The sequence below is a fragment of the Pseudoalteromonas sp. MEBiC 03607 genome, from assembly GCF_004792295.1.
Classification (GTDB): domain Bacteria; phylum Pseudomonadota; class Gammaproteobacteria; order Enterobacterales; family Alteromonadaceae; genus Pseudoalteromonas; species Pseudoalteromonas lipolytica_C.
Genome location: NZ_SRRY01000001.1, coordinates 665,071 through 687,500 on the forward strand (window position 1 = coordinate 665,071; position 22,430 = coordinate 687,500).

General features: G+C 40.4%; 17 protein-coding genes (1 of these 17 running past the window's edge). 8 read left to right on the forward strand and 9 right to left on the reverse strand.

Annotated features, from left to right (window positions below):
• The first annotated feature begins 11 nt into the window (after nt 1-11).
• Together E5N72_RS03010 and add are read left to right on the forward strand one after the other, a co-directional pair.
• Nucleotides 12-2,708 (forward strand): CHASE domain-containing protein, encoded by a 2,697-nt coding sequence (locus E5N72_RS03010; protein ID WP_135923171.1) that lies wholly within the window; start codon nt 12-14, stop codon nt 2,706-2,708.
• Between the two features lie 102 nt (nt 2,709-2,810).
• Nucleotides 2,811-3,812 (forward strand): adenosine deaminase, encoded by a 1,002-nt coding sequence (gene add / locus E5N72_RS03015; RefSeq protein WP_135923172.1) that lies wholly within the window; start codon nt 2,811-2,813, stop codon nt 3,810-3,812.
• A 9-nt stretch (nt 3,813-3,821) separates the two neighbouring features.
• Here add and E5N72_RS03020 read toward each other — a convergent pair whose 3' ends face one another.
• The 4 genes from E5N72_RS03020 to E5N72_RS03035 all read right to left on the reverse strand — a co-directional run bounded on the left by E5N72_RS03020 (nt 3,822) and on the right by E5N72_RS03035 (nt 7,023).
• The gene (locus tag E5N72_RS03020; protein WP_054554669.1) at nt 3,822-4,238 is read right to left on the reverse strand and encodes a CBS domain-containing protein; all 417 of its coding nucleotides are present in this window, start codon (nt 4,236-4,238) and stop codon (nt 3,822-3,824) included.
• Between the two features lie 145 nt (nt 4,239-4,383).
• Nucleotides 4,384-5,097 (reverse strand): NAD(P)H-flavin reductase, encoded by a 714-nt coding sequence (gene fre, locus E5N72_RS03025; protein ID WP_135923173.1) that lies wholly within the window; start codon nt 5,095-5,097, stop codon nt 4,384-4,386.
• Between the two features lie 87 nt (nt 5,098-5,184).
• Nucleotides 5,185-6,651 carry a 4-hydroxy-3-polyprenylbenzoate decarboxylase gene (gene ubiD / locus E5N72_RS03030; protein WP_135923174.1) on the reverse strand — a complete coding sequence of 489 codons (1,467 nt, stop codon included), beginning with the start codon at nt 6,649-6,651 and terminating at the stop codon, nt 5,185-5,187.
• An 81-nt stretch (nt 6,652-6,732) separates the two neighbouring features.
• Nucleotides 6,733-7,023 carry an MliC family protein gene (locus tag E5N72_RS03035; protein ID WP_135923175.1) on the reverse strand — a complete coding sequence of 97 codons (291 nt, stop codon included), beginning with the start codon at nt 7,021-7,023 and terminating at the stop codon, nt 6,733-6,735.
• A 113-nt stretch (nt 7,024-7,136) separates the two neighbouring features.
• On the opposite strand from E5N72_RS03035, the gene E5N72_RS03040 reads away from it, so the two are divergent.
• Nucleotides 7,137-8,042 carry a DUF808 domain-containing protein gene (locus E5N72_RS03040; protein WP_135926212.1) on the forward strand — a complete coding sequence of 302 codons (906 nt, stop codon included), beginning with the start codon at nt 7,137-7,139 and terminating at the stop codon, nt 8,040-8,042.
• 107 nt (nt 8,043-8,149) lie between these two features.
• Nucleotides 8,150-10,108: a S9 family peptidase gene (locus E5N72_RS03045; protein WP_135923176.1), complete on the forward strand. Its 1,959-nt coding sequence runs from the start codon at nt 8,150-8,152 to the stop codon at nt 10,106-10,108.
• A gap of 311 nt (nt 10,109-10,419) precedes the next feature.
• On the opposite strand, the gene E5N72_RS03050 is transcribed toward E5N72_RS03045, so the two are convergent.
• On the reverse strand, nt 10,420-11,376 hold the full coding sequence (locus E5N72_RS03050) for a tetratricopeptide repeat protein (RefSeq protein WP_135923177.1): 957 nt from the start codon (nt 11,374-11,376) through the stop codon (nt 10,420-10,422).
• Between the two features lie 187 nt (nt 11,377-11,563).
• On the opposite strand from E5N72_RS03050, the gene dbpA reads away from it, so the two are divergent.
• Entirely contained in the window at nt 11,564-12,952 is a 1,389-nt protein-coding gene (gene dbpA, locus E5N72_RS03055) for an ATP-dependent RNA helicase DbpA (protein ID WP_135923178.1), read from the forward strand.
• 9 nt (nt 12,953-12,961) lie between these two features.
• Here the strand turns inward: dbpA and E5N72_RS03060 are convergent, their stop codons facing one another.
• Complete coding sequence (locus E5N72_RS03060) at nt 12,962-13,543, reverse strand: DNA-J related domain-containing protein (protein WP_135926213.1); 582 nt, start codon at nt 13,541-13,543, stop codon at nt 12,962-12,964.
• Nucleotides 13,544-13,758: 215 nt separating this feature from the next.
• Here E5N72_RS03060 and E5N72_RS03065 point away from each other — a divergent pair, with 215 nt between their 5' ends.
• A complete protein-coding gene (locus tag E5N72_RS03065; RefSeq protein WP_240704487.1) occupies nt 13,759-16,539 on the forward strand; it encodes a tetratricopeptide repeat protein in 2,781 nt (926 codons plus the stop codon).
• On the opposite strand, the gene E5N72_RS20795 is transcribed toward E5N72_RS03065, so the two are convergent.
• From E5N72_RS20795 to trxA, 3 genes are all read right to left on the reverse strand, one after another.
• Complete coding sequence (locus tag E5N72_RS20795; RefSeq protein ID WP_135923180.1) at nt 16,512-17,768, reverse strand: methyl-accepting chemotaxis protein; 1,257 nt, start codon at nt 17,766-17,768, stop codon at nt 16,512-16,514. The genes E5N72_RS03065 and E5N72_RS20795 overlap by 28 nt on opposite strands.
• Nucleotides 17,769-17,930: 162 nt before the next feature.
• Nucleotides 17,931-19,190: a transcription termination factor Rho gene (rho, locus tag E5N72_RS03075; protein WP_062566226.1), complete on the reverse strand. Its 1,260-nt coding sequence runs from the start codon at nt 19,188-19,190 to the stop codon at nt 17,931-17,933.
• 182 nt (nt 19,191-19,372) lie between these two features.
• Nucleotides 19,373-19,699, reverse strand: a complete 327-nt coding sequence (trxA, locus tag E5N72_RS03080; RefSeq protein ID WP_135923181.1) for a thioredoxin TrxA — start codon at nt 19,697-19,699, stop codon at nt 19,373-19,375.
• A gap of 90 nt (nt 19,700-19,789) precedes the next feature.
• Between trxA and rhlB the strand changes: the two genes are divergently transcribed.
• A complete protein-coding gene (rhlB, locus tag E5N72_RS03085) occupies nt 19,790-21,064 on the forward strand; it encodes an ATP-dependent RNA helicase RhlB (RefSeq protein ID WP_135923182.1) in 1,275 nt (424 codons plus the stop codon).
• Nucleotides 21,065-21,112: 48 nt separating this feature from the next.
• A protein-coding gene (gene gppA / locus E5N72_RS03090) for a guanosine-5'-triphosphate,3'-diphosphate diphosphatase (protein ID WP_135923183.1) crosses the window boundary here: on the forward strand, nt 21,113-22,430 show its 5' portion. Its footprint extends 176 nt past the window's final position; only the first 1,318 of its 1,494 coding nucleotides appear in the window; its start codon is at nt 21,113-21,115; its stop codon lies off the right edge, out of view.

Here is a 22,430-nt window from a genome sequence, read left to right on the forward strand (position 1 = left end):
GGAGCGATGGCTTGAAAAACTTATTTGCGCTGACACTAAGTATCGCTTTCGCTTATTTTCTAACAGGGTATTTAAGTAATTCTCTTTTGGCTATCGACGGCTATGCTGTTGCAGCATGGCCCCCTTCTGGTATAGCTCTGGCCAGTATCTTACTTAGTCGAAACCGTGCCTTGCCGGGGGTGTTGTTGGGGGCTTTCTTAGTCAACCTTATCCATCTCGATAAAGTTACTGATATTTTACATTGGCAAGTTATGTTACAAGCCATTGGGGTAACAGCAGCATCTACTTTCCAAGCCTGGTTGGCTTATTACATTATTATTCATGTTGTAAAACGTCCTCTTGAACTATCTTCGCTAAAACAAAGTGTGCAAGGGTTAATCATTGGCGGCCCACTTTGCAGTCTTATCGCAGCATCGACAGGTACTGCGCTGTTGGTCATCAATAATGTGATTCCTAGCTACGCGGCACTTAATAATTTTATTGCTTGGTGGATTGGTGACAGTATCGGAGTACTCATTTTTACTCCGTTAGTTTTAGCGGCATTCAGTTATAATCATGCACGGCAGCGACTACAAATTATTGTTCCTTCACTATTAATTTATATGATTATTTGTGTCAGCTTTTATGGCGCAGCAAGTGTTAAAAAGGAGAAAGATTTACAGCGCAAAGAAGCAAAAGTAAGTGCAATAAAAACCAATCTTGAACACAAAATTGATGAAATTAAGTCTCATCTGTCGTTATTGGCAACCTTTTTTGCAAGTAGTGACATGGTTGATTTTGAAGAGTTTAAGCGCTTTACCTCAAGACAGCTGCAATACAGTAAAGAGATAATAGCGTTTGAGTGGGCACCAAAAGTGATTAATTCACAATTGGATAATTACCAAAATTTGCTGCGCGAAGAGCTTGGGCCTAATTACTATATCAAAGAGAAAAATTCCGCGGGACAATGGCAAGCGGTAAGTCAGCGTGCTATTTATTTTCCGGTGCAATATATCCACCCATTGCAAGGCAACGAGGCCGCACAAGGTTTTGATTTAGCCTCCCATGAACTGCGCAGGCTGGCACTGACAGACGCTCGTTTAATAAAAAATGTCACAGTGAGTGAGCCTATTACCTTGATGCAAGGTGATGGTAACGATAAAGGAGTCTTGTTCTTTAACCCTGTTTATTCAGACATAAATCATCAAGTCGGGTTTAGAGGTTATGTTGTTGCTGTGGTTAATTTAGAGTTGCTGGCGCAAACACTAAACTTTAATCAGAACACAGAGATTGATGCCAGCTTCTATGACGTTACCGACGGCAGTAACCCTGTCGAAATTTATAACCCTCAACGTGTTGGAACAACGGCCATTGCGAGCTTTAATTTTATTATTGGTGAGCGTGTCTGGCAGGTGAAATTATGGGAGTCAGTCGCGCAATCGTCTTGGTTGCCTTATTGGCTTGCACAAATAGTCGGTATGCTGTTTGTTTGGTTATTGATCACCTTTTTGATTTCAGTAACCGGTACTAATATTCAAATTCGTCAGCAAGTAGCAAAACAAACCCAAAGCCTTCGTGAAGAAAAACAAAAAGCGGATAAAGCCAGTCAAATAAAAAGTGAATTTTTGGCGAATATGAGCCATGAAATACGCACTCCTATTAATGGTATTAAGGGGTTGCACTACTTGGCTATGCAAGAGCAAGATTGGCCGCAAGCACGTAGTTATATTGATCAAGCCGATGGTGCATTGAATGTACTATTAAGAGTTATTAATGATGTTTTAGATTTTTCTAAAATAGAAGCTGGGCGCTTGGAAATGCATCAAGAGCCAATCGATGTTAATGCGCTTGTTAGTGAAGTCTGTAACTTGCTGCAATTTGAATTGAACACTCGCTCTTTAGAGTTTGACGTTGATTACGACAGCTCTTCGCAGTTAGAGATTTACACCGATCCTATTCGGTTAAAACAAGTGCTGTTAAATTTATTAAATAATGCTGTTAAATTCACACCACAGGGGCATATCACTCTACGTATTTGGCAACAGCGTGAGTTTACTTACTTTAGTGTTATTGATACCGGTATTGGTATTAGCAAAGAAGCGCAACAGCGATTATTTCAGCCATTCTCGCAAGCAGATAGTTCAACCTCACGCCGTTTTGGTGGCACAGGTTTAGGGTTAAGTATTTGCCAAAAATTGGTTTCGATGATGGGTGGCAGTATCAGTTTGCAAAGCGTTGAAGGGCAAGGTTCAACGTTTACTATTTCAATCCCTTTTGAGTCACCTTTATCAGAGGTTATCCAAAGTGATGATGAAGTTGTTGATATTGATGTCAGCTCATTATCATTCGCAGATTACGCAATACTTTTAGTTGAAGATAACCCGCTAAATCAGCATGTCGCTAGCTCTATTTTAAAAACCAAAGGCTGTCAGCCTGATATAGCAAAAGATGGCCACGAAGCTATTAAGATGATTAGTGAAAAAAGCTACGACCTTGTACTAATGGATATTCAAATGCCTAACATGGATGGCCTGCAAGCGACAAAGGTTATTCGCAATGAGCTGCTGATCTCCGAGTTACCGATTATTGGCTTATCGGCAAATGCCCATGATGATGACCTTAAGAAAGGCCTCGCCAGTGGCATGAATGGTTATCTAACTAAGCCAATTGACGCTGATAAATTGTTTAAAACATTGTGGCAGCATCTGCACGGCAAAAGTGCTTTATAAAGCAGACAATTGACCTCTTAAAAGTAAATATATTCATCTACACTTGAATTATCGTTGTGGGTACGTATGATCCGCGAAAATTTTCTGAACTGAGTACTAATTATGATCAACAAGACACTTCCTTTGCTTGATATTCATCGTCATCTTGACGGTAATGTTCGCCCACAAACGATCTTAGAACTTGGTCGTCAGTTTAATCTTGAATTACCAGCAGATACAGTAGAGGCGCTGATCCCTCATGTTCAGGTTATTGACCCTGAACCAAATCTTGTCGCCTTTTTACAGAAATTAGATTGGGGTGTAAAAGTACTCGGTGATTACGATGCCTGTCGTCGTATTGCCATCGAGAACGTTGAAGATGCTATTGCACAAAGCCTAGATTACGTAGAGCTTCGTTTTAGTCCATATTATATGGCGCAAAGCCAAGGACTGCACCCGCAAGGTGTCGTAGAAGCGGTGGTTGATGGTGTTAGGAGTGCGTGTCAAAACGCACCAATTAAAGCCAACTTAATCGGTATTATGTCGCGTACTTATGGCACTAAAATTTGTCAGCAAGAGCTTGATGCGTTACTTGCTTTTAAAAATGATTTAGTTGCTGTTGATTTAGCTGGTGATGAAATTGGTTTCCCGGGTGAATTATTTGTTGATCACTTTAAGCAAGTTCACGATGCATACTTAGCTGCTACTATTCACGCTGGTGAAGCGCGTGGTAGCGAAAGTATCTGGCAAGCAATTAACGAGCTTGGTGCAACGCGTATTGGCCATGGTGTAAAAGCGATTGAAGATGCAGCGCTTATGGATCACTTACGTGATAAACGCATTGGTATTGAGTCTTGCTTAACCAGTAACATTCAAACTAGCACTGTTGCTGAGCTTGCAAAACACCCGTTAAAAACCTTCTTAGACCATGGTATTTTGGCATCAATTAATACTGATGATCCGGCAGTTGAAGGTATTGAAATTGCGTATGAGTATCAAGTAGCCGCGCCTGCAGCTGGTTTAAGCCAAGCCGATATGGAAAAAGCGCAAGCTAATGCGCTTGAAATTGCTTATTTAAGCGAGGCAGATAAAGCGGCTTTAAAACAGTTAGCTGCTAATCGTTAAGCAGCTAACTTACACTTGGTGCTCTTGGCATGAGACATAGTTTTCATACAATGCCTTGAGCACATCTCCTCGGCTGATCATACCAACAACCTTACCACCCTCGATTACCGGGTAATTCTTTGGCTTACCTGTTTTCATGGCATCTGCCAGCTCAATGATATTTTGATCGCTACTTACGGTAACAACATCGGTGCGCATAAGTTGTTTTACCTTTACCACACCATCGCAGAAATAACTGTTTTGCATCAGCGGTTGCAAAAGCTCTTGTTCAGATATAAAGCCAACTAGGCTTTTGTTGTCATCGAACACAGGTGCGCCCAGTAATTTAAACTTTTGCAGCTCGCTAATAGCGGTGGTCATTTCAGTTTCAGGCGTAATGTGTGGCAACTTACGTTGCATAAAGTCTTGTACTTTTGTATTTAGCATTTGGGTCTCTCCCCATCGTTATTCTAATCAGAGTATGGTCAAGGAAATGCTGTTTGTGAAATTGTTTAGATGGATTAGGGCGATAGGTAAAACAAATAAAAAAGGCATCCAATTGGATGCCTTAAAAATAATCTGTATCACTTAGCTATTTAATGAATGCAAATGCATCGGCATACATGTTTTCGCGGATTGCGCCATGATTTATGAAATCATCGCGAACAACGCCAATCATGTCGAAGCGACCTGCCATGTAAATATCGTATGGTTCTAGCGACACGATATCTGCCATAACGGCTTTGTGAACGTAACCAGTTTTGCCTGTCCAGCTTTGCGACGCATTTTCAACTACAGGAATGTATTGGAAATGAGGGTTACTGTTTGCCCATGCTTGCATTTCGTCATGCGCATATAGCGCAGCTTGCTCACGTACACCCCAGTAGAATAATACCGGGCGCTCACAGCCTATTTCTGCAAGGTGATCAGCCATTGATTTGGCATAAGAAAAACCGGTGCCGCCAGCAAGTAGAATAATAGGGCGCTCACCCTCTACACGAAGTTGCGATATGCCTAGACCCACTTCAACATTAACTTGTTGTTGCTGAGCATGTGCTTGACGCAAATGATCAAGCGCTTGCATCGCGTATGAATCAGCACCTGAGGCACCAATGTGTAGTTCAATTTGCTCAGTTTGCGACGGGCGGCTTGCAATAGAAAAGGCACGCTTATCTTTTTCGCCTAATACAAGTTGCATATATTGGCCTGCCTCGAATGACACAGGTTGCTGTGGTTTCAAAATGACCTTATGTACGTGGTCTGTAAGCGGGCTGATCGCAACAACGTCAGCGAGTAATGTTTGCATAGTTTACCTTTATAAGCACAGAAGCAAATTCGGTTATGAATCGCACTCATAACCGTTAAATTTTGAGCAGTTTAACATAGACACAGCTTAGAGAATATCTAAGCTGTCCCATAATTCATCAACTCGTTCTTTGATTTTTGGATCCATGACAATGGGCTCACCCCATTCACGATCTGTTTCACCAGGCCATTTATTGGTTGCATCCATGCCCATTTTTGAGCCAAGACCAGAAACTGGCGATGCAAAGTCTAAATAATCAATCGGTGTGTTTTCGATTAACGTTGTATCGCGCGCAGGATCCATACGCGTAGTGATTGCCCAAATTACGTCGTTCCAGTCGCGTGCGTTTACATCGTCATCGCAAACAATCACGAACTTGGTATACATAAATTGACGTAAGAAAGACCATACCCCCATCATCACACGCTTGGCATGACCCGGATATTGTTTTTTCATCGTGACCACCGCCATTCGGTATGAACACCCTTCAGGTGGTAGATAAAAATCTACAATTTCAGGAAATTGTTTTTGTAGAATTGGCACGAACACTTCGTTTAAGGCAACCCCGAGTACCGCCGGCTCATCTGGTGGACGGCCTGTGTAGGTACTGTGATAAATCGGGTTTTCACGATGCGTGATGTGAGTCACCGTCATGACCGGAAACTCGTCTACTTCATTGTAGTAACCTGTGTGATCGCCATATGGGCCTTCAGGGGCTGTTTCACCCGGCATAATATGGCCTTCAAGTACGAACTCAGCGGTAGCAGGCACTTGTAGGTCATTTGAAATCGACTTAACAACTTCTGTTTTACTACCGCGTAGTAAGCCCGCAAACGCGTATTCGCTTAGGGTGTCAGGTACTGGCGTTACAGCGCCTAGGATTGTTGCAGGGTCTGCCCCTAATGCGACCGATACAGGATAGGGTTCGCCTGGGTGCTCTTTACACCATTCACGAAAATCTAATGCGCCACCACGGTGCGATAACCAACGCATAATAATTTTGTTTTTACCCAGTAGCTGCTGACGGTAAATACCTAAGTTTTGGCGTTTTTTATAAGGTCCTCTAGTAACCGTTAAGCCCCATGTTATCAAAGGTGCTGCATCACCTGGCCAGCAATGTTGGATAGGCAACTTGGTTAAGTCGACATCATCACCTTCAAGTATGACTTGCTGACATGGTGCTTTTTTTACTTCTTTAGCGGGCATATTCAACACTTGTTTGAATACCGGGATTTGGCCTAGTGCCTCTTTAATGCCTTTAGGTGGCTCAGGCTCTTTTAAAAAGGCTAATAGCTTACCGACTTCGCGCAGCTCACTGACATCATCTTGACCCATTCCCATTGCCACTCGCTTTGGCGTACCGAATAGGTTAGCAAGTACAGGAATAGAGTGACCCTTAGGATTTTCGAATAGCAGAGCAGGGCCTTCTGCACGCAATGTACGGTCAGCAATTTCGGTCATTTCAAGGTAGGGATCGATTTCTTGTTTGATCCGTTTAAGTTCACCTTTTTGTTCTAGTAGCTCGATAAATTCGCGAAGATCTTTGTATTTCATTCTGGTCGCTTAAACGCTAAATAAATTGTCGCTATTATACTCAAAACCATTAATTAAGCGAATTTAGCCGCGACAGTTTGGTTAGCTTTGCTTTAGCTGACAATGATATTTTTTTCCTTTCAAAATAAGCATGGCTTCGTCGCCTTTAGACCAAAACAACACATGATCATCGCTGTACTTTATGCCTGAACCACTGACTTCTCGATATAAAGTGTAAGTATTATCGACGAATGAAAGCGTTGCTTCGTCTTCATTATTATCAACAATACTCGCAGTTAAGCCATTATCACATAGATAGTTGTTTGCCGTGGCTTGCTCAGCACACGCGCACAAAGTGACTAAAGCGAGCCCTGAGAGAAGTTGTTTGTTCATAGAAACACCCCTGTTTTTGAATGAACTCTAAGCCTAACAAAGAAAAATTAACCGTTGGTGAAAATGGCTGGATAAGTTATGTTGACAGTGTACTTAATGGGCAAGGAACCACCATGGCAGGCACTAATTTATTAACCTTACTTGATGATATTACAACTCTTTTAGACGATATTGCGACGATGAGTAAAGTCGCAACAAAAAAAACAGCAGGGGTGTTAGGTGATGATCTAGCTCTTAATGCCCAGCAAGTGACAGGGGTAACTGCTGATAGAGAATTACCAGTGGTTTGGGCGGTAGCAAAAGGCTCATTCATTAATAAGGCCATATTAGTGCCAGCAGCTTTGTTGATTAGTGTTTGGTTGCCCTGGCTTATTACTCCTTTATTAATGATTGGTGGACTGTTTTTGTGTTTCGAAGGAGCTGAGAAAATTATCGAAAAACTGTTTGGTCACGATAGTCACGAAGGTGAGCAACTGGTTGAGCAGCAAGACTTGCAAGAATACGAAAAGCAAAAAGTTAAAGGCGCTATCCGTACTGATTTTATCCTCTCTGCAGAAATTATCGTTATAACATTAGGCACGGTTGCTGGTGCAACGCTGGTAAATCAAGCTTTAGTGCTCAGTGTAATTGCAATTATTATGACCATTGGCGTGTATGGGTTGGTTGCAGGCATTGTCAAACTTGATGATGCTGGTTTGTATTTACTGCAAAAAGCGCAGCAAAGTGGCGGTAAATTTAAAGAGCTAGTGGGTAAGTTTTTACTTGCTGCGGCACCTAAGTTAATGCGCTTTTTAGCCTTTGCAGGAACGGTTGCTATGTTCTTAGTTGGCGGTGGCATATTGGTACATGGTATCCCTCTTTTACATCACGCCCAGCAGGGTAGTACTGAGTTTGTAACGGGTTTACTTGGTAAAACGGGTGAGCTGGTTTCGCCGGTTATTTTTGATGGTTTGTTGGGAGTTGTTGCAGGTGCTTTAGTGGTAATTATAGTTGAGCTTTGGCATAAGCTTCGTAATTAACAGCGTTATTCTATTGATTTTGTTAATTTATTGTAGCTGGTTTGAGTGTGTTGCTGTATGATTTATAGCCCGAGATAAAGTATATACGGTCACAAAAGGAGTTTGATATGTCTCGATACCTCTTTCGAGTGTTAAGCTTGGTTTTACTAACCTTAACATTCATCTGTAACGCTAAATCACCTCAACTTTCAATAGATAATTTTAGTAAGCGTGATGAATTCAGTCGTGTAACCATCTCGCCAGATGGAAACTATATTGCTGCAATTAAAAAGCATGAAGGCAAAAATTCACTCATTCTTGTTGATACAACCAAGTTTGCTGTAACCCATGCCGTTGCTTTTCCGGGTAATGCTCAAGTGGGTGATTACCATTGGGTTAACAATGAACGCGTCATACTTGAAAAAGAGTATTTAAAAGGGTGGCAAGACACTCCTATTTATTATGGTGAGTTATTTGCTGTGAACGTTGATGGAAGCAGAAGCCAATATGTTATCGGTTATCACGGTGAGCAACAAACAGGATCTCGATTAAAAAAGCAAACGCCAGTACAAGGCACATCATACCTTTTAGATCCATTACTTCATGACGACAAAAAAGTTCTCGTTGTAACTTATCCTTGGACGGCAAGTAATGAGCCAACGACCGTTGTTTATGAAGTAGATGTTTATCGCGGCCTTCGTACCTTAATTACTCGTTCACCTGCACCAATGGGGCGTTTTTTAACGGATCATGACGGTAACGTTCGTATAGCAGTATCAAGCGATGATTACCTAAATGCTACTATTCATGTTAGAGAACCAGAAGGTGGGTTTTGGAAAGAGCTTGATCTAAAAGATATTAATTATACTGATATTACTTTAAAGGCATTTAATAAATCAGGTGAGTCAGTATATGCCACCGCATCAAAAGGTGGTGAAGCAGAAAGTCTGATTAAAATTAACCTAGAAACAAGAGAAGTTACGAAAATCTTCCAGGATAAGCATGTTTCACCATCACATATTTGGGTTGATGAAATCTCTAAAGAGTTGTTCGCTATTGAAATTGAAGCGGACTACCCAAGTTATGCGTTTGTTGATAGTAATTCGGCTAAATCACAGCGGCTTAAAGATTTGTTAGGCGCATTGCCTGGTAGTCAAGTACAGCTAGTTAGTAGTACGAAAGATGATACAAAAAATATCATTTTCGCTTCGAGCGATATAAATCCCGGACAATATTATTTGTATGATGCAAATACAAATAAGCTACGCGTGCTATTCTCTGCCCGTAGTTGGATCAATCAAGATGATATGGCACAAACCACACCGCTGCGCTTTAAAAGCCGCGATGGTTTAACAATTCTTGCTTATTTAACTGTGCCAAATGGCAAAGCTGAGAAAAACTTACCTTTAGTTGTTATGCCACATGGTGGTCCAATAGCACGAGATCATTGGGGTTACGATCCAGAAGCACAAATGTTAGCGAACAAAGGAATGGCGGTACTTAAAGTTAACTTTCGGGGTTCTGAAGGCTTTGGTATGAATTTCCAAGAAGCTGGTTATCGCCAGTGGGGAAAAAACGTTCAGCACGATATTATTGATGGTGTAAAACTGTTAATCGCTGATGGCACTGTTGATAAAAATAATATCTGTATCATGGGATCAAGCTTTGGTGCTTATTCGGCATTGCAAAGCGCAATTATAGAGCCAGATATGTTCAAATGTGCAATTGGTCTGATGGGTATTTACGACTTACCGCTAATGTATGAAGAAGGTGACACGCAAGCACGTAGCTATGGAGTTAATTTCTTAAAAACAGTGATTGGTACTGATGAGGCTGAGTTAAAAGCATATTCGCCAGTATACAACATCGATAAGCTTAAAGCCCCGGTTCTTATTGTGCATGGTGGTGAAGATGAGCGTGCGCCAATAGAGCAAGCTGAATCACTAGAAGCTGCCCTAAAGAAAGCTAAACATCCGTATGAAATCACTATTCTTGATGATGAAGGTCATGGCTTTTATAAAGAAGAGCACCGTACTCTTTACTATAAAAAGGTATTGGCGTTCTTAAATGATCATTTAAAACTTTAAATAAAAAATGCCGGCGAGAAACCTCGCCGGCAAGGATTTAGCACGGGAACGTAAGCGTGCTAGTGTGCAAGGTCTTCCTTCAAGTTATACAAACTCAAAAGACGATTCGTTCACTAAGTAATACAGCCCAGTTGCAATTTAAAACAGAGTAGGGAGAGTGACTCTGCTTTTGCTAACACGCATTTATAAAACCAACAAAATAATATAAATACTGCGCCATATAAAAATGTTATAACATAACAAAACCAAAGTAAATAGCGAGAGTCATATTATTCGCTTGGTTTCTTCTCAGTGATGTTTATGGTAATTGATTATTGAGTGTCCAGTTTACTACAATCGTAACTCAAGCATAGCTCTGCGAGTTCAATCTTCGCTTTCGGATTCCCTTGTAAGGTGGCTTTGTTAAGCCAGTAAGCTGCTTTTTCGTTATTGATTTCTGTACCTTGGCCATCTCGATACATCTGACCCAAGTTTAATTGACCCCATGAATAACCTCCTTTGGCAGAGAGTGTAAAGCTTTCTAGTGCTTCCTTAAACTGGCCATCTTTAAAATAGGTGATGCCTTGTTGGTTATGTTTATCAAGCTTAACGCCTGCATACAAAGGCTTAGGTTTCGGGGGGTGCATAACAAAACCACCATACAAGCTATATAGCTCTGGTCGCATTATTTTGTATATGCTGTTGTCTTCATAAAACTGCTTTACTTGCTGTTTAGTAAAGGTCATGGTTTTACTAGAAAAGTAATCATCTTGCACTAGCATGCTGGTACGCATCGCAATCTCGATGTCTTTATTGTACTTGTAAGTGTAGTTAGCAACTCGAAAAGTCATGCTCTTGTCATCAAATTCAACGAGTTGGGCTACTTTCAGATTATTTATACGTTTTGGTTCACCAGTAAATTTGTCGGAATAAACAAAATAGGTGTCGAATTTTTTTGGTTCATTCAGGTAGCGAATTTCATTATCAGCTTGCTCATGTATCCCAAGTATTGCTTTCGTTAAAATATAAACTATTAATACCAAGCCAATAAAATATTTTATGAAAGAAGCCAGCTCTAGGGGTGGAAGAGAATACCAAGATACAGCTGATGTGTAGCCACAAGCATCGCATTGGTGCTGATAATTAATTGATAATGGAATAATTGGCAAAATACTAAAGCGCAGTACTTTACTGTGATTACTCAGTGAGAAGTGCTCGCTATGACAATGAGGACACGTTTTTTGCTTTTTGTAAAAAACATCAGCAGCGGCGGTGTTAAATAAAAGCATAGTTTCTTCCTGAAGGTTGCTTTCAATAAATTAGAACAAACACGCTGAGTTAGGAAGCCGCAAACTGTAACTAAATATGAATTAAGTGTGTAGATAGCTCTTTTCGTTTAGAGAAACAATGCATTCTCTGCTATGATCCACTGCATCTTCGAGGATGTCCCTCAATTATCAAGTTTGGAATATTACTGTGACTGCTACTGCTTTTTCATCTTTGGCTTTGCCGAAAGAGTTAACCGATAATTTATCGACTTTAGGTTATGCGCAAATGACACCGGTACAAGCGCAAAGTTTACCAGTGATCTTGCAAGGCAAAGATATCATTGCTCAAGCAAAAACAGGGTCGGGTAAAACGGCCGCGTTTAGCTTAGGTGTGTTGGCTAAGTTAAATGTGAAACGTTTTCGCATTCAATCACTTATTTTATGTCCAACCCGCGAACTGGCAGAGCAAGTTGCAGAAGAAGTTCGTAAGCTTGCTCGCGGCATTCATAATATTAAAGTTTTAACTTTATGCGGTGGTGTATCTATTGGTCCACAGATTGGTTCACTAGAGCATGGCGCTCATATTATTGTTGGCACACCAGGTCGTGTTGATGATCATATTCGTAAGGGCACATTGCGTTTAGATGACGTTGAAACATTGGTATTAGATGAAGCTGACCAAATGCTTGATATGGGCTTTCAAGATACCCTTGATGCCATTGTTGAATGTATTCCAAATCAACGCCAAACCTTGTTGTTTAGTGCGACTTATCCAAAATCAATTGCAGCGATTGCTGAGCGAGTTTTAAGCAATCCTGAAATGATTAAGGTTGAAGAAGAGCAAACAAAAAGCACGATCACACAATACTTTTACAAGCTTGATAATAACAAGCAGCGCTTTAATACGCTGAAGCTGTTGCTTTTGAAGTTTCAGCCAGAAAGCTGTGTGGTTTTTTGTAATACTAAGGTTGAAACACAGCAAATTTGTGATGACCTATACGCTGAAGGCTTTAGTGCCGTTGCTTTACACGGTGATTTAGATCAACGCGAACGTGAACGTACTTTAATTCGTTTTGCTAATAAAAGCGCGTGTATCTTGGTGGCGACGGATGTTGCTGCACGAGGCTTAGATATTAACGACATGGATATGGTTGTAAATTATCACTTAGCACATGATCCACAAACTCATGTTCACCGCGTTGGTCGAACAGGTCGAGCAGGTAAAAAAGGCATTGCATGTTCTATTTATGGTGAGGCTGAGCAATTTAAAGTGGCACAAATCGGTGATCATTACGAACGCGACTTCAACCCTGAGCCACTACCTCCTTTTAGCTTACTTGAAAAGCCGGCCTACAAGCCTACGATGGCGACCATCATGATCGATGCAGGTAAGAAGCAAAAAATTCGTGCTGGCGATATTTTAGGTGCTTTAACGGGTAAAGAAGGTATTGCAGGTCATCAGGTGGGTAAAATTAATGTACTTGATAACGTTGCTTTTATCGCTGTAGAGCGAACAGCAGCCAAACCAGCACTGCGCAAATTGACCGAAGGAAATATCAAAAAACGTAAGATTCGTGCGCGTCGTTTAAGTCGATAAGTTTAAAGTTTACGAGCAGCTAGCTTTTAGCTGCTCATACTCACGTTGTATTTTTTTAAACTGAATCGCACAACCTTGACGGTCTGGGTGATGTTTTAAAGCCAGTTGTCGCCAGCGCTTTTGTAATTCTTTTAGTGAAAAGTTAGCAGGCAACTGCCATGCTTTTTGTATTTGCAAAAGCTGCTCTTTTGTAAGATTTGCAGTAGTAGTATGCCTGTTGAATGTAGCAAATCGCTGCCAAAACTCATTTAATAGCGCATCAATTTCATCACTTGTTGTGTCGTAGTTTTGCCAATCTAAATAATACTCCCGCAAAGGATCAGTATTTTCTAGCACCTTTTCACACTTGTTATTTATCAATTCAATATGTAAGGCCGCTATGTGCAATTGTTGCTCAGGGCTAACCTGTATTTGGAGTTGATATAAGGCATTCATAACTAAGAAGTTACGTTTAAAAAGATCTTTTTGTGGGTCCTTATCTAAAACACTAAGATGTCCTGCATCATTAAGTGCACTCGCAAGCGTATGGACTTTCCAGATAGGCTGTTTCAGAATGAGGTAAAAAATCTCATCTATCAGTGGGTTAAGCATTGTTAGCAGGCCAATCTTTATGTAATCTAAAACTATATACGCTATCACAGCTGCCTTACTGAAACTATGTTTATATTTTCATCAAGGAAGGCATTTAGCCGAGCTACGATTTAGTTTTTTCCTCGGTCTATGTTGATATTTAGGGATATAAACATATGCGCACATTATTGAGTCTCAGGTTAATACATTCGGCATTAGTATGCTGTAGTGTGCTGATGACTACGTTTAGTTATGCTTCAGATTCATTACTAGAGCAATTTAATCAGTCACAAAAATTAGATGAAAAGCAGCAATTAGCGACACAATTACTTGCAGATACCACTATTAGCGCTGATGAAAAGCTGGCTATACAATTGCAGTTAGCAGATACGGCTCTAGAAAATAAAGAATTTGCCGCAGCATTTAAACACTATCAACTAGCTGAGAAGTCGACCTCTTTTGAATCTCAACCAGACAGTTATTTTCGCGCAATCAAAATGCAAGGCGTTAGCTATTATTATCAAGGTCTTATCCAACAAGCTGTCGAATCCTATACACGTGCTTTACGCGTTGCCGAAAAAATGGATGCGCCTATTTCAGAGGCTAACTTACTGAGTAATATAGGTCTCGCTTATTTTGATATGTGGGATATGAGCAAAGCACTTGATTATTACACGCGCGCTAAATCTATCTACGAAAAATATGGTAGCGCGCAAGATAAAGCTGATATTTTGCATAACATAGCGGGTCTTTATATTCGCTTATCGAGTTACGATATTGCTTTAGATATGTATAGAGAAACGCTAAAGATATTCGAGAAATTAGGTGATGAAGAAGGTGTTGCTCAGTCATATGGTAATATGGGCGTTGCTTACTCTGAGCTTGGACAATATCAATTATCATTACATTATTATCAGCGTGCATTACGTTATTATCAAAAAACACATGATGCCTATTACTTATCCTCGCGTCACGTCAATATTGCGAACGTTTACTTACGAACAGGTGATTTAGAACTGGCTCTAAGCCATGCTGATAAGGCCATCGAGTTTGCAGAACAAATAAATAACAAAACGTTAGAGCTCGCGGGATTATTATCAAGAGCTAAAATTGAGCTCTTACAAGGTAAGCTAACACAAGCGGAAGTAACACTGACCACCTCAATTGAGATGGCCAAAAAATATAAAGATGATCTGAGAGTGCAGGATGGCATTGGAATGCATGCATTGATCAAAGCAGGCCAAGGAGATTTCACCACTGCGGTAGCTCATTTTGATCAATTCGTTCGAACCTTAAAGGCCGCAAACAATGAGCGACTTCTAAGATCCCTAGGTGAGCTTCACAGTCGAATTAATGCCAGTCAGTTGACTCAGGAAATTATTGATTTAAAACAAAAACAGCGAGTGCAAGAGCTTGAAATGTCAAAGCAAAGACAACTTGCCATCATGCTGTTTATTTTATTTATTATGCTGGTCGTGACGGGCATCACCATTTATCGACGTATGATCGAAAAAGGAGCGAAAGAGCAACTTTCATTGATGGTTGCAAAGCGCACCAATGAGCTTGAAGAAACCGCAGAAAAGCTGCGCAGTGCAAATGAAATTAAAAGTCAATTTTTAGCTAATATTAGCCATGAGATCCGCACACCATTAACGGCTATTTTGGGACAAACAGATACCCTAATGAATGGTTTTTATAAACCAGAGCAACTCAATGATGAACTTGCTGTTATTCATAAACAAAGTGAACACTTAAAAGACCTCATAAATGATGTGCTTGATATTAGTAAAATTGAGGCTAATAAACTTGAGTTGAGTTTAAAAGAAGGTGATTTAGTTTGCTTATTAAATGATGTTCATTCAATGCTAAGTGGTCAAGCAAAAGCGAAAGGGCTGAAATTTGCATTTCATAACCAATTAGGTGAACAGTTTATTACTCGGTTAGACTTTACGCGGGTAAAACAAATTTTGATCAACTTATGTGCGAATGCCATTAAATTTACTCATCAAGGTGAAGTCGAGCTGCAGGTCACACAGACGCAACAAGGTATTTGCTTTCAGGTAAGTGATACGGGGATTGGCATGGATGCTAGTCAGCTGAAACTTATTTTTGAGTGCTTCAGTCAAGGAGACAATAGCATTAGTCGACGATTTGGTGGTACGGGGCTAGGCCTTAGCTTATCACAACAACTCGCAATCATGATGGGCGGCTATATTAGTGTCGAGAGCGAAATCAATAAAGGTAGCGTGTTTGCATTCTATTTGCCATGTAAAGAACATGAACCCAGTCAAACTGATGCCAATAGCAAATACGGAAATGACTTACCGCAATCGCTAAAAGGATTATCTGGAAAGGTATTGATTGCAGAAGATCATGCCGATAACCGTCGTTTAATTCGCCGTTATTTAGAGTCAATGGGGTTAGATGTAATTGCTGTTGATAACGGTGCAAAAGCGGTTGAGCAATGTTTAATAGAGTTTCCAGATGTAGTGCTTCTTGATATTCAGATGCCAGTTTTAGACGGGTTAAGTGCCCTTAAGTTATTGAAAGAGTCTGGCTTTACCCAACCAATTTACGCCTTAACTGCTAATGCGATAAGCCATGAAATAGAAGCGTACTTGCAGGCCGGTTTTACAGGGTATCTTGCTAAACCTATCGACAAAAATGTCTTTTTTACGCAGCTTGCCAAGCATTGTAAAAATACCGCAGAAAGCACAAAAGCAAGTCACGATATTAGTGATTTAGTAACTAGCTTTATTCAAAGTTTTAACCAAGAAGCGTCGTTTATTCAATTGCATTTGGCTGAATATGATTTATTTAATCTTCAGCAAGATGCACATCGTATTGGCGGAGCAGCTAAAATGTTTGCCATGGAGCATATCGCGAAAAGTGCCTTTGCCTTAGAGTCAGCTTTAAAAAATAACCAACTCTCAGATTTAACAAATTTAGTTGATCGTTTACTTGAGCAACTCAACAGTGCATTAGCTGATCAGAATAGCTCTACATCACCATCTTGAGCTTGTTCTGAATCATTATTTTGCGTTGTTTCATAACGAGAGCGATCGATACGTTGTTCACTACTTGTTTCTGGGTGTGTGATCTTAAACATTGAAAGTTTATCATCAATAACATGCGCTAGACGCACTAAATCTTTGCTTGAGACAGCTTGTATTTGTGAACTTGATAATGCGTCAGAATTTAGCTCAACCATAGCATCAATACTCATTTGTGCTTCATCTGACATTTGGCTTTGTAAGGCAACCTGTTCATGCACGCTCTCAGAAAACGCGTTAATTGCTAACATAGCCTGTTCTATTTTATTCGTTTCTTTGGTTGATGCTTCTGATAGTTCAACAGTACGCTGTGTTTCTTTTAATGCTGTTTGCATCAATTGGTTGGCTTTTTCTGTACTGTGTTGAATTTTCGCAACCATCTCACGAACTTCTTGGGTTGATTTACTGGTGCGTGCTGCTAAGTTTCGTACTTCATCAGCCACAACTGCAAACCCTCTCCCTTGCTCACCAGCACGTGCAGCCTCAATTGCTGCATTGAGAGCTAGCAGATTTGTTTGTTCAGCTATACTGTTAATCACATCAATTACAGAGCCAATTGCATCACTATCTTGTTTAAGTAAAATAATTTGTTCGCTAGTTTGGTTGATATTGTCGGCCAATTTCATAAGGCTAGCTTGGCTTTTGTCGGCATCAAGTCGAGTTTGTTGCACAGACTTTGTTGCATCAGAGACCGAGTGAAATATTTCTTCAAGGCTACGGTCAAGTTCTTTCGATACTTCAATCGTTCGCTTTATTGTCTCTGCTAAATCAACACCATGCGCATCTTGAATTGTTGCTTTTTGGGTCATTGATGCATAGGTGTCACGTAACGCATCAGCCATAGGTAATAAGCGGGCAGATGACGCATATATCTCTCCTAACATATGCTCAACCATAGTTAAACTCGCGTTTAATATGTGGCAGGCTTCAGGTAATTTATTGTCGTTTTCATCAAAACGAAAAGTAAAGTCGATACCCTGATCAGAAGTGATATTAGAAACAAAATAACTTAAGTGATCTTGTTGCTGCGCGTCTTTTAAATAAATAAAGGTAATTAAAATAAGCCAAGGAACAATGACCGTTAAGCCGATTACTGCCATCGCGACAATTGATAGTTCAAAAATAATAAAACTAGCAATACTACTTAGTAAGCTGATGACAAAGAGAGCGACTGCTACTTTAATGCGGGTCATTGAAAAATCCTTACCTTTTAATCCTATAACTTATAGAACAAAACCCAACTAAATACCAACTATATTACGGAGTTATTTATAGTTTAATAGCGCTTCAACCGTACTTTTAAGTAAAAAAAATGCCTGTATAAAACAGGCATTTTTTTTGATTTTGAAAGCTGCTTATTGACGCTTCATAGAATCGAAGAATTCATCATTGGTTTTGCTCATAGAAAGCTTATCAATTAAGAACTCCATTGCGTCAATTTCTGACATCTCATGAACAATCTTACGTAAGATCCACATTTTCTGTAGTTCATCTGGCTTAGTCAGTAACTCTTCGCGACGGGTACCTGAACGGTTAAAGTCGATCGCAGGGAATACACGCTTTTCAGCAATCTTACGATTTAAGTGTAGTTCCATGTTACCTGTGCCTTTGAACTCTTCGTAGATTACTTCATCCATTTTAGAGCCTGTATCAATAAGCGCTGTTGCGATAATCGTTAAGCTACCGCCTTCTTCTACATTACGTGCTGCACCGAAGAAACGCTTTGGTTTGTGTAATGCGTTAGCATCCACACCACCTGTTAATACCTTGCCAGATGAAGGAATAACCGTATTGTATGCACGAGCAAGTCGCGTAATTGAGTCTAATAAGATAACCACATCTTTTTTGTGCTCAACAAGGCGCTTCGCTTTTTCAATTACCATTTCGGCTACTTGAACGTGACGGCTTGCTGGTTCATCAAATGTTGAAGCAATAACTTCACCCTTAACAAGACGCTGCATCTCAGTTACTTCTTCAGGACGTTCGTCAATTAGAAGCACCATTAGCTCACAGTCTGGTTGGTTGTAGCTGATTGACTGCGCAATATTTTGCAGTAGCATCGTTTTACCCGCTTTAGGCGGTGCAACGATTAGGGCGCGCTGGCCTTTACCAATAGGTGATGCTAAATCAAGTACACGAGCAGTGATATCTTCTGTACTACCATTACCACGTTCCATACGTAAACGTTCGTTTGCGTGGAGTGGGGTAAGGTTTTCAAAAAGGATTTTAGTGCGAGAGTTTTCAGGTTTGTCGAAGTTTACTTCGTTGACTTTAAGTAGTGCGAAGTAACGTTCACCATCTTTTGGTGGACGGATAAGGCCTGAAATTGAGTCACCAGTACGCATGCTGAATCGACGTATTTGACTCGGAGATACATAAATATCATCAGGTCCGGCTAAATATGAGGCTTCAGATGATCTCAAGAAACCAAAGCCATCTTGTAAGATTTCTAATACACCGCCGCCATAAATATTTTCACCGCTTTTAGCGTGTGCTTTCAAAATGGCGAAAATAATGTCTTGTTTTCTTAAACGGGCTACGTTTTCGAGCCCCATGGACTCAGCTAAGTTTACAAGCTCTTTTATAGACTTGTCTTTTAATTCGCGTAAATGCATATTGGTGGGTTCTTTATTACAATTATCATACTCAAAATCATAGTTTGATACATGAGTGAGGTTTGTTGGTATAACTAAGGATTAGTTGGCTTTATAAACTAGCAGGTCACTAGCAAGGCGTCCAGTCTTTAAACAAAATAAAGCTAAAAAAAGGGCAAAAAGCCCTTTTTTTACATTTTTAGTTAGATGTTGTTCTCTAAAAACTCAACTAATTGAGTTTTTGAAAGTGCACCTACTTTAGTTGCTGCAACCTGACCATCTTTGAAAAGAAGAAGTGTTGGGATTCCACGAATACCAAATTTAGGTGGTGTGCCCGCATTTTGGTCAATGTTTAATTTACCGATAGTTACACGTCCATCAAACTCGCCAGCTACTTCGTCAAGAATAGGGGCGATCATTTTACAAGGTCCGCACCATTCAGCCCAAAAATCAACAAGTACAGGTTTGTCTGATTGTAGTACGTCAGCTTCAAAGCTATCGTCAGTTAATTGAATAATTTTCTCGCTCATTGCGATCTCCGATAAGTTAGGCGAAATATTTAATGCGTATTTAAACACTCTTGTTTCTTATTGCAAGTTTAAACGTTATGCTTAAACGCTATGACTAAGACACATTTGACCGATAAAAAGTTTTCAGACTTTGCTATCGCACCGGAAGTGGTTGCCGGTTTAACCGAAAATGGGTTTGAATATTGCACACCCATTCAAGCTAAATGCCTACCTTTTATTTGTGAAGGCCGTGATATTGCGGGCCAAGCACAAACAGGTACAGGCAAGACGTTGGCGTTTTTAACAGCCACGTGCCATCGGTTATTACAATCTAGCAAAGCACCTAGTAAACATCCAAGAGCCCTGATCATGGCCCCAACTCGGGAGCTGGCGATTCAGATACACAAAGATGCAAAAATTTTAGCGCCACACTGTAATCTTAACTTAGGTTTAGTATATGGTGGCGAAGATTACGAAAAACAACGTGCACAACTAGAAAAAGGCGTTGATATTTTAATTGGAACGACTGGACGCCTTATCGATTTGTATAAACAGGGTTGTTACACCCTAAATGAAATTGAAGTTGTGGTGCTTGATGAAGCAGATCGTATGTTCGATTTAGGCTTTATTAAAGATATTCGCTACATGTTTAGACGTATGCCTGAAACTTCAGAGCGTTTAAACCTATTATTCTCTGCAACCTTATCTTATCGTGTGCAGGAATTAGCGTTTGAACACATGACTAACCCAGAGCATGTGCAAATTGAACCTGACGTTAAAACAGGTAAGCGTATTCAAGAAGAGCTATTTCATCCATCGCAAGACGATAAAATTAAGTTACTGTTAACTTTAATTGAAGAAGAATGGCCTGAGAAAGCAATTGTGTTTGCAAATACGAAACACAGTTGTGAAAATGTTTACGCATGGATGAAAGCGGATGGTCATCGAGTTGGATTATTAACCGGTGATGTAAACCAGAAAAAGCGTCAATCAATTTTGGCTCAATTTACCAAAGGCGATTTGGACTTCTTAGTGGCAACAGACGTTGCAGCTCGTGGTTTACATATCCCAGAAGTAAGTCATGTATTTAATTTTGATTTGCCAGATGATTGTGAAGACTATGTACACCGCATTGGTCGTACCGGACGTGCTGGTGCTTCAGGACACGCTATTAGCTTTGCCTGTGAACAGTATGCCTATAATCTCCACGAAATTGAGCAATATATAGAACACAGCATTCCATTATCACATTATGATAAAAGTGCATTGCTTGATGATTTAACTAAGCCTACTATTCAGAAAAAGCGGAACTATTCTACAGGCCCACGTAATCGTAATAACAACGGACGTCGACCAAATAATAGTTACCAGAAATCACGGTCGTGATAAACGACCGTCATTGAAGACTTAGTAGTAACTAGAGGTTTTTGAACGGTGGGGCAATTTCAACCGCAAAAAAATGTGTATGCAGTAATCGATTTAGGATCGAACAGCTTTCATATGCTGATTGCCAAATCAATTGCTGGCGGTCTACAAACGATCGGTCGAGTCAAACGTAAAGTAAGGCTTGCAGCAGGGCTTGATGAAAACAACGTCCTAAGCTCAGAAGCCATGCAGCGAGGTTGGGAATGCCTAGCCTTGTTCGCAGAACGTTTACAAGACATACCAAAGAAAAACATTACCATTGTTGCAACAGCAACTTTGCGTCTTGCTACCAATGCCGATGTGTTTAAGCAAAAGGCTGAACAAATCCTTGGTCATAAAATCAATGTCATCAGTGGTGAGCTAGAAGCCAAAACGATTTACAAAGGCGTGGCGCACACATCAGCTTGTAGTGGAAAGCAACTTGTTATCGATATTGGTGGAGCGAGTACAGAGGTCGTTATAGGTAAAGGTTTTGACGCACTGCACTATAAAAGCCTACATATGGGCTGTGTCACCTTTTTAGAGCGCTATTTCAAAGATCAAAAACTGAGTAACGAAAATTTTGCAGCCGCGATTCAAGCTGCCAGAGATGTGATTGCTGAAATTGTTGATGAATATAAAGCGGCAGGCTGGCAAATAGCGAGTGGAGCATCTGGTACAGTGCAAGCAATTCAAGAGATCATGGTTGCGCAAAACCAAGATGAACTCTTAACGCTTGATAAATTGTATGCCATCAAAGAGCAATCAGTGCAATTTGAAACAATTGCAGATCTTGAGCTTCCAGGTTTAAGTGAAGAACGCCGCCTTGTGTTTGTATCTGGACTTGCAATTTTAATTGCCTTATTCGAATCATTAGCTATAAAGCAGATGGGCCTTGCTCGCGGCGCATTGCGTGAAGGTGTGCTTTACAGCATGGTACCAGAGCTACATAACCACGATATTCGTAAGCGTACGGTTGATGGATTAATGGCTCGTTATCATGTCGATGTAAATCAAGCCTGCCGAGTTGCACAACTTACTGAGCAATTAGCAAAGAGTGTAAAGGGGCAGTGGCAGTCAATTGATAACAACGCAATTGCGTTATTAAAAACGGTAGCGAAGTTACACGAGATAGGTTTATTAATAGAGTATAAACTTTATCATAAGCACACAGCCTACATTATAGAAAACACCGATATGCCAGGTTTTTCACAATCTGAGCATAAGCTGATCACTGCTGTAGCGAATGCGCATCGTGCAGATCTGGTAAAAAACAGCTTTGCATACCTAGGATGTCATGAACAATTAGCTGAATGTTTGACAAGAATTGTTCGGATCGCAGTGATCT

Bases quoted from the DNA above. Each gene is read 5' to 3' on its own strand.
- E5N72_RS03020 (WP_054554669.1), bottom strand. From the start codon at position 4,238: ATGCTAAATACAAAAGTACAAGACTTTATGCAACGTAAGTTGCCACAC.
- E5N72_RS03035 (WP_135923175.1), bottom strand. From the start codon at position 7,023: ATGAACAAACAACTTCTCTCAGGGCTCGCTTTAGTCACTTTGTGCGCG.
- E5N72_RS20795 (WP_135923180.1), bottom strand. From the start codon at position 17,768: ATGACCCGCATTAAAGTAGCAGTCGCTCTCTTTGTCATCAGCTTACTA.
- rhlB (WP_135923182.1), top strand. From the start codon at position 19,790: ATGACTAAGACACATTTGACCGATAAAAAGTTTTCAGACTTTGCTATC.
- ubiD (WP_135923174.1), bottom strand. From the start codon at position 6,651: ATGAAATACAAAGATCTTCGCGAATTTATCGAGCTACTAGAACAAAAA.
- add (WP_135923172.1), top strand. From the start codon at position 2,811: ATGATCAACAAGACACTTCCTTTGCTTGATATTCATCGTCATCTTGAC.
- E5N72_RS03045 (WP_135923176.1), top strand. From the start codon at position 8,150: ATGTCTCGATACCTCTTTCGAGTGTTAAGCTTGGTTTTACTAACCTTA.
- E5N72_RS03065 (WP_240704487.1), top strand. From the start codon at position 13,759: ATGACTACGTTTAGTTATGCTTCAGATTCATTACTAGAGCAATTTAAT.
- E5N72_RS03040 (WP_135926212.1), top strand. From the start codon at position 7,137: ATGGCAGGCACTAATTTATTAACCTTACTTGATGATATTACAACTCTT.
- E5N72_RS03060 (WP_135926213.1), bottom strand. From the start codon at position 13,543: ATGCTTAACCCACTGATAGATGAGATTTTTTACCTCATTCTGAAACAG.
- E5N72_RS03050 (WP_135923177.1), bottom strand. From the start codon at position 11,376: ATGCTTTTATTTAACACCGCCGCTGCTGATGTTTTTTACAAAAAGCAA.
- rho (WP_062566226.1), bottom strand. From the start codon at position 19,190: ATGCATTTACGCGAATTAAAAGACAAGTCTATAAAAGAGCTTGTAAAC.
- fre (WP_135923173.1), bottom strand. From the start codon at position 5,097: ATGCAAACATTACTCGCTGACGTTGTTGCGATCAGCCCGCTTACAGAC.
- trxA (WP_135923181.1), bottom strand. From the start codon at position 19,699: ATGAGCGAGAAAATTATTCAATTAACTGACGATAGCTTTGAAGCTGAC.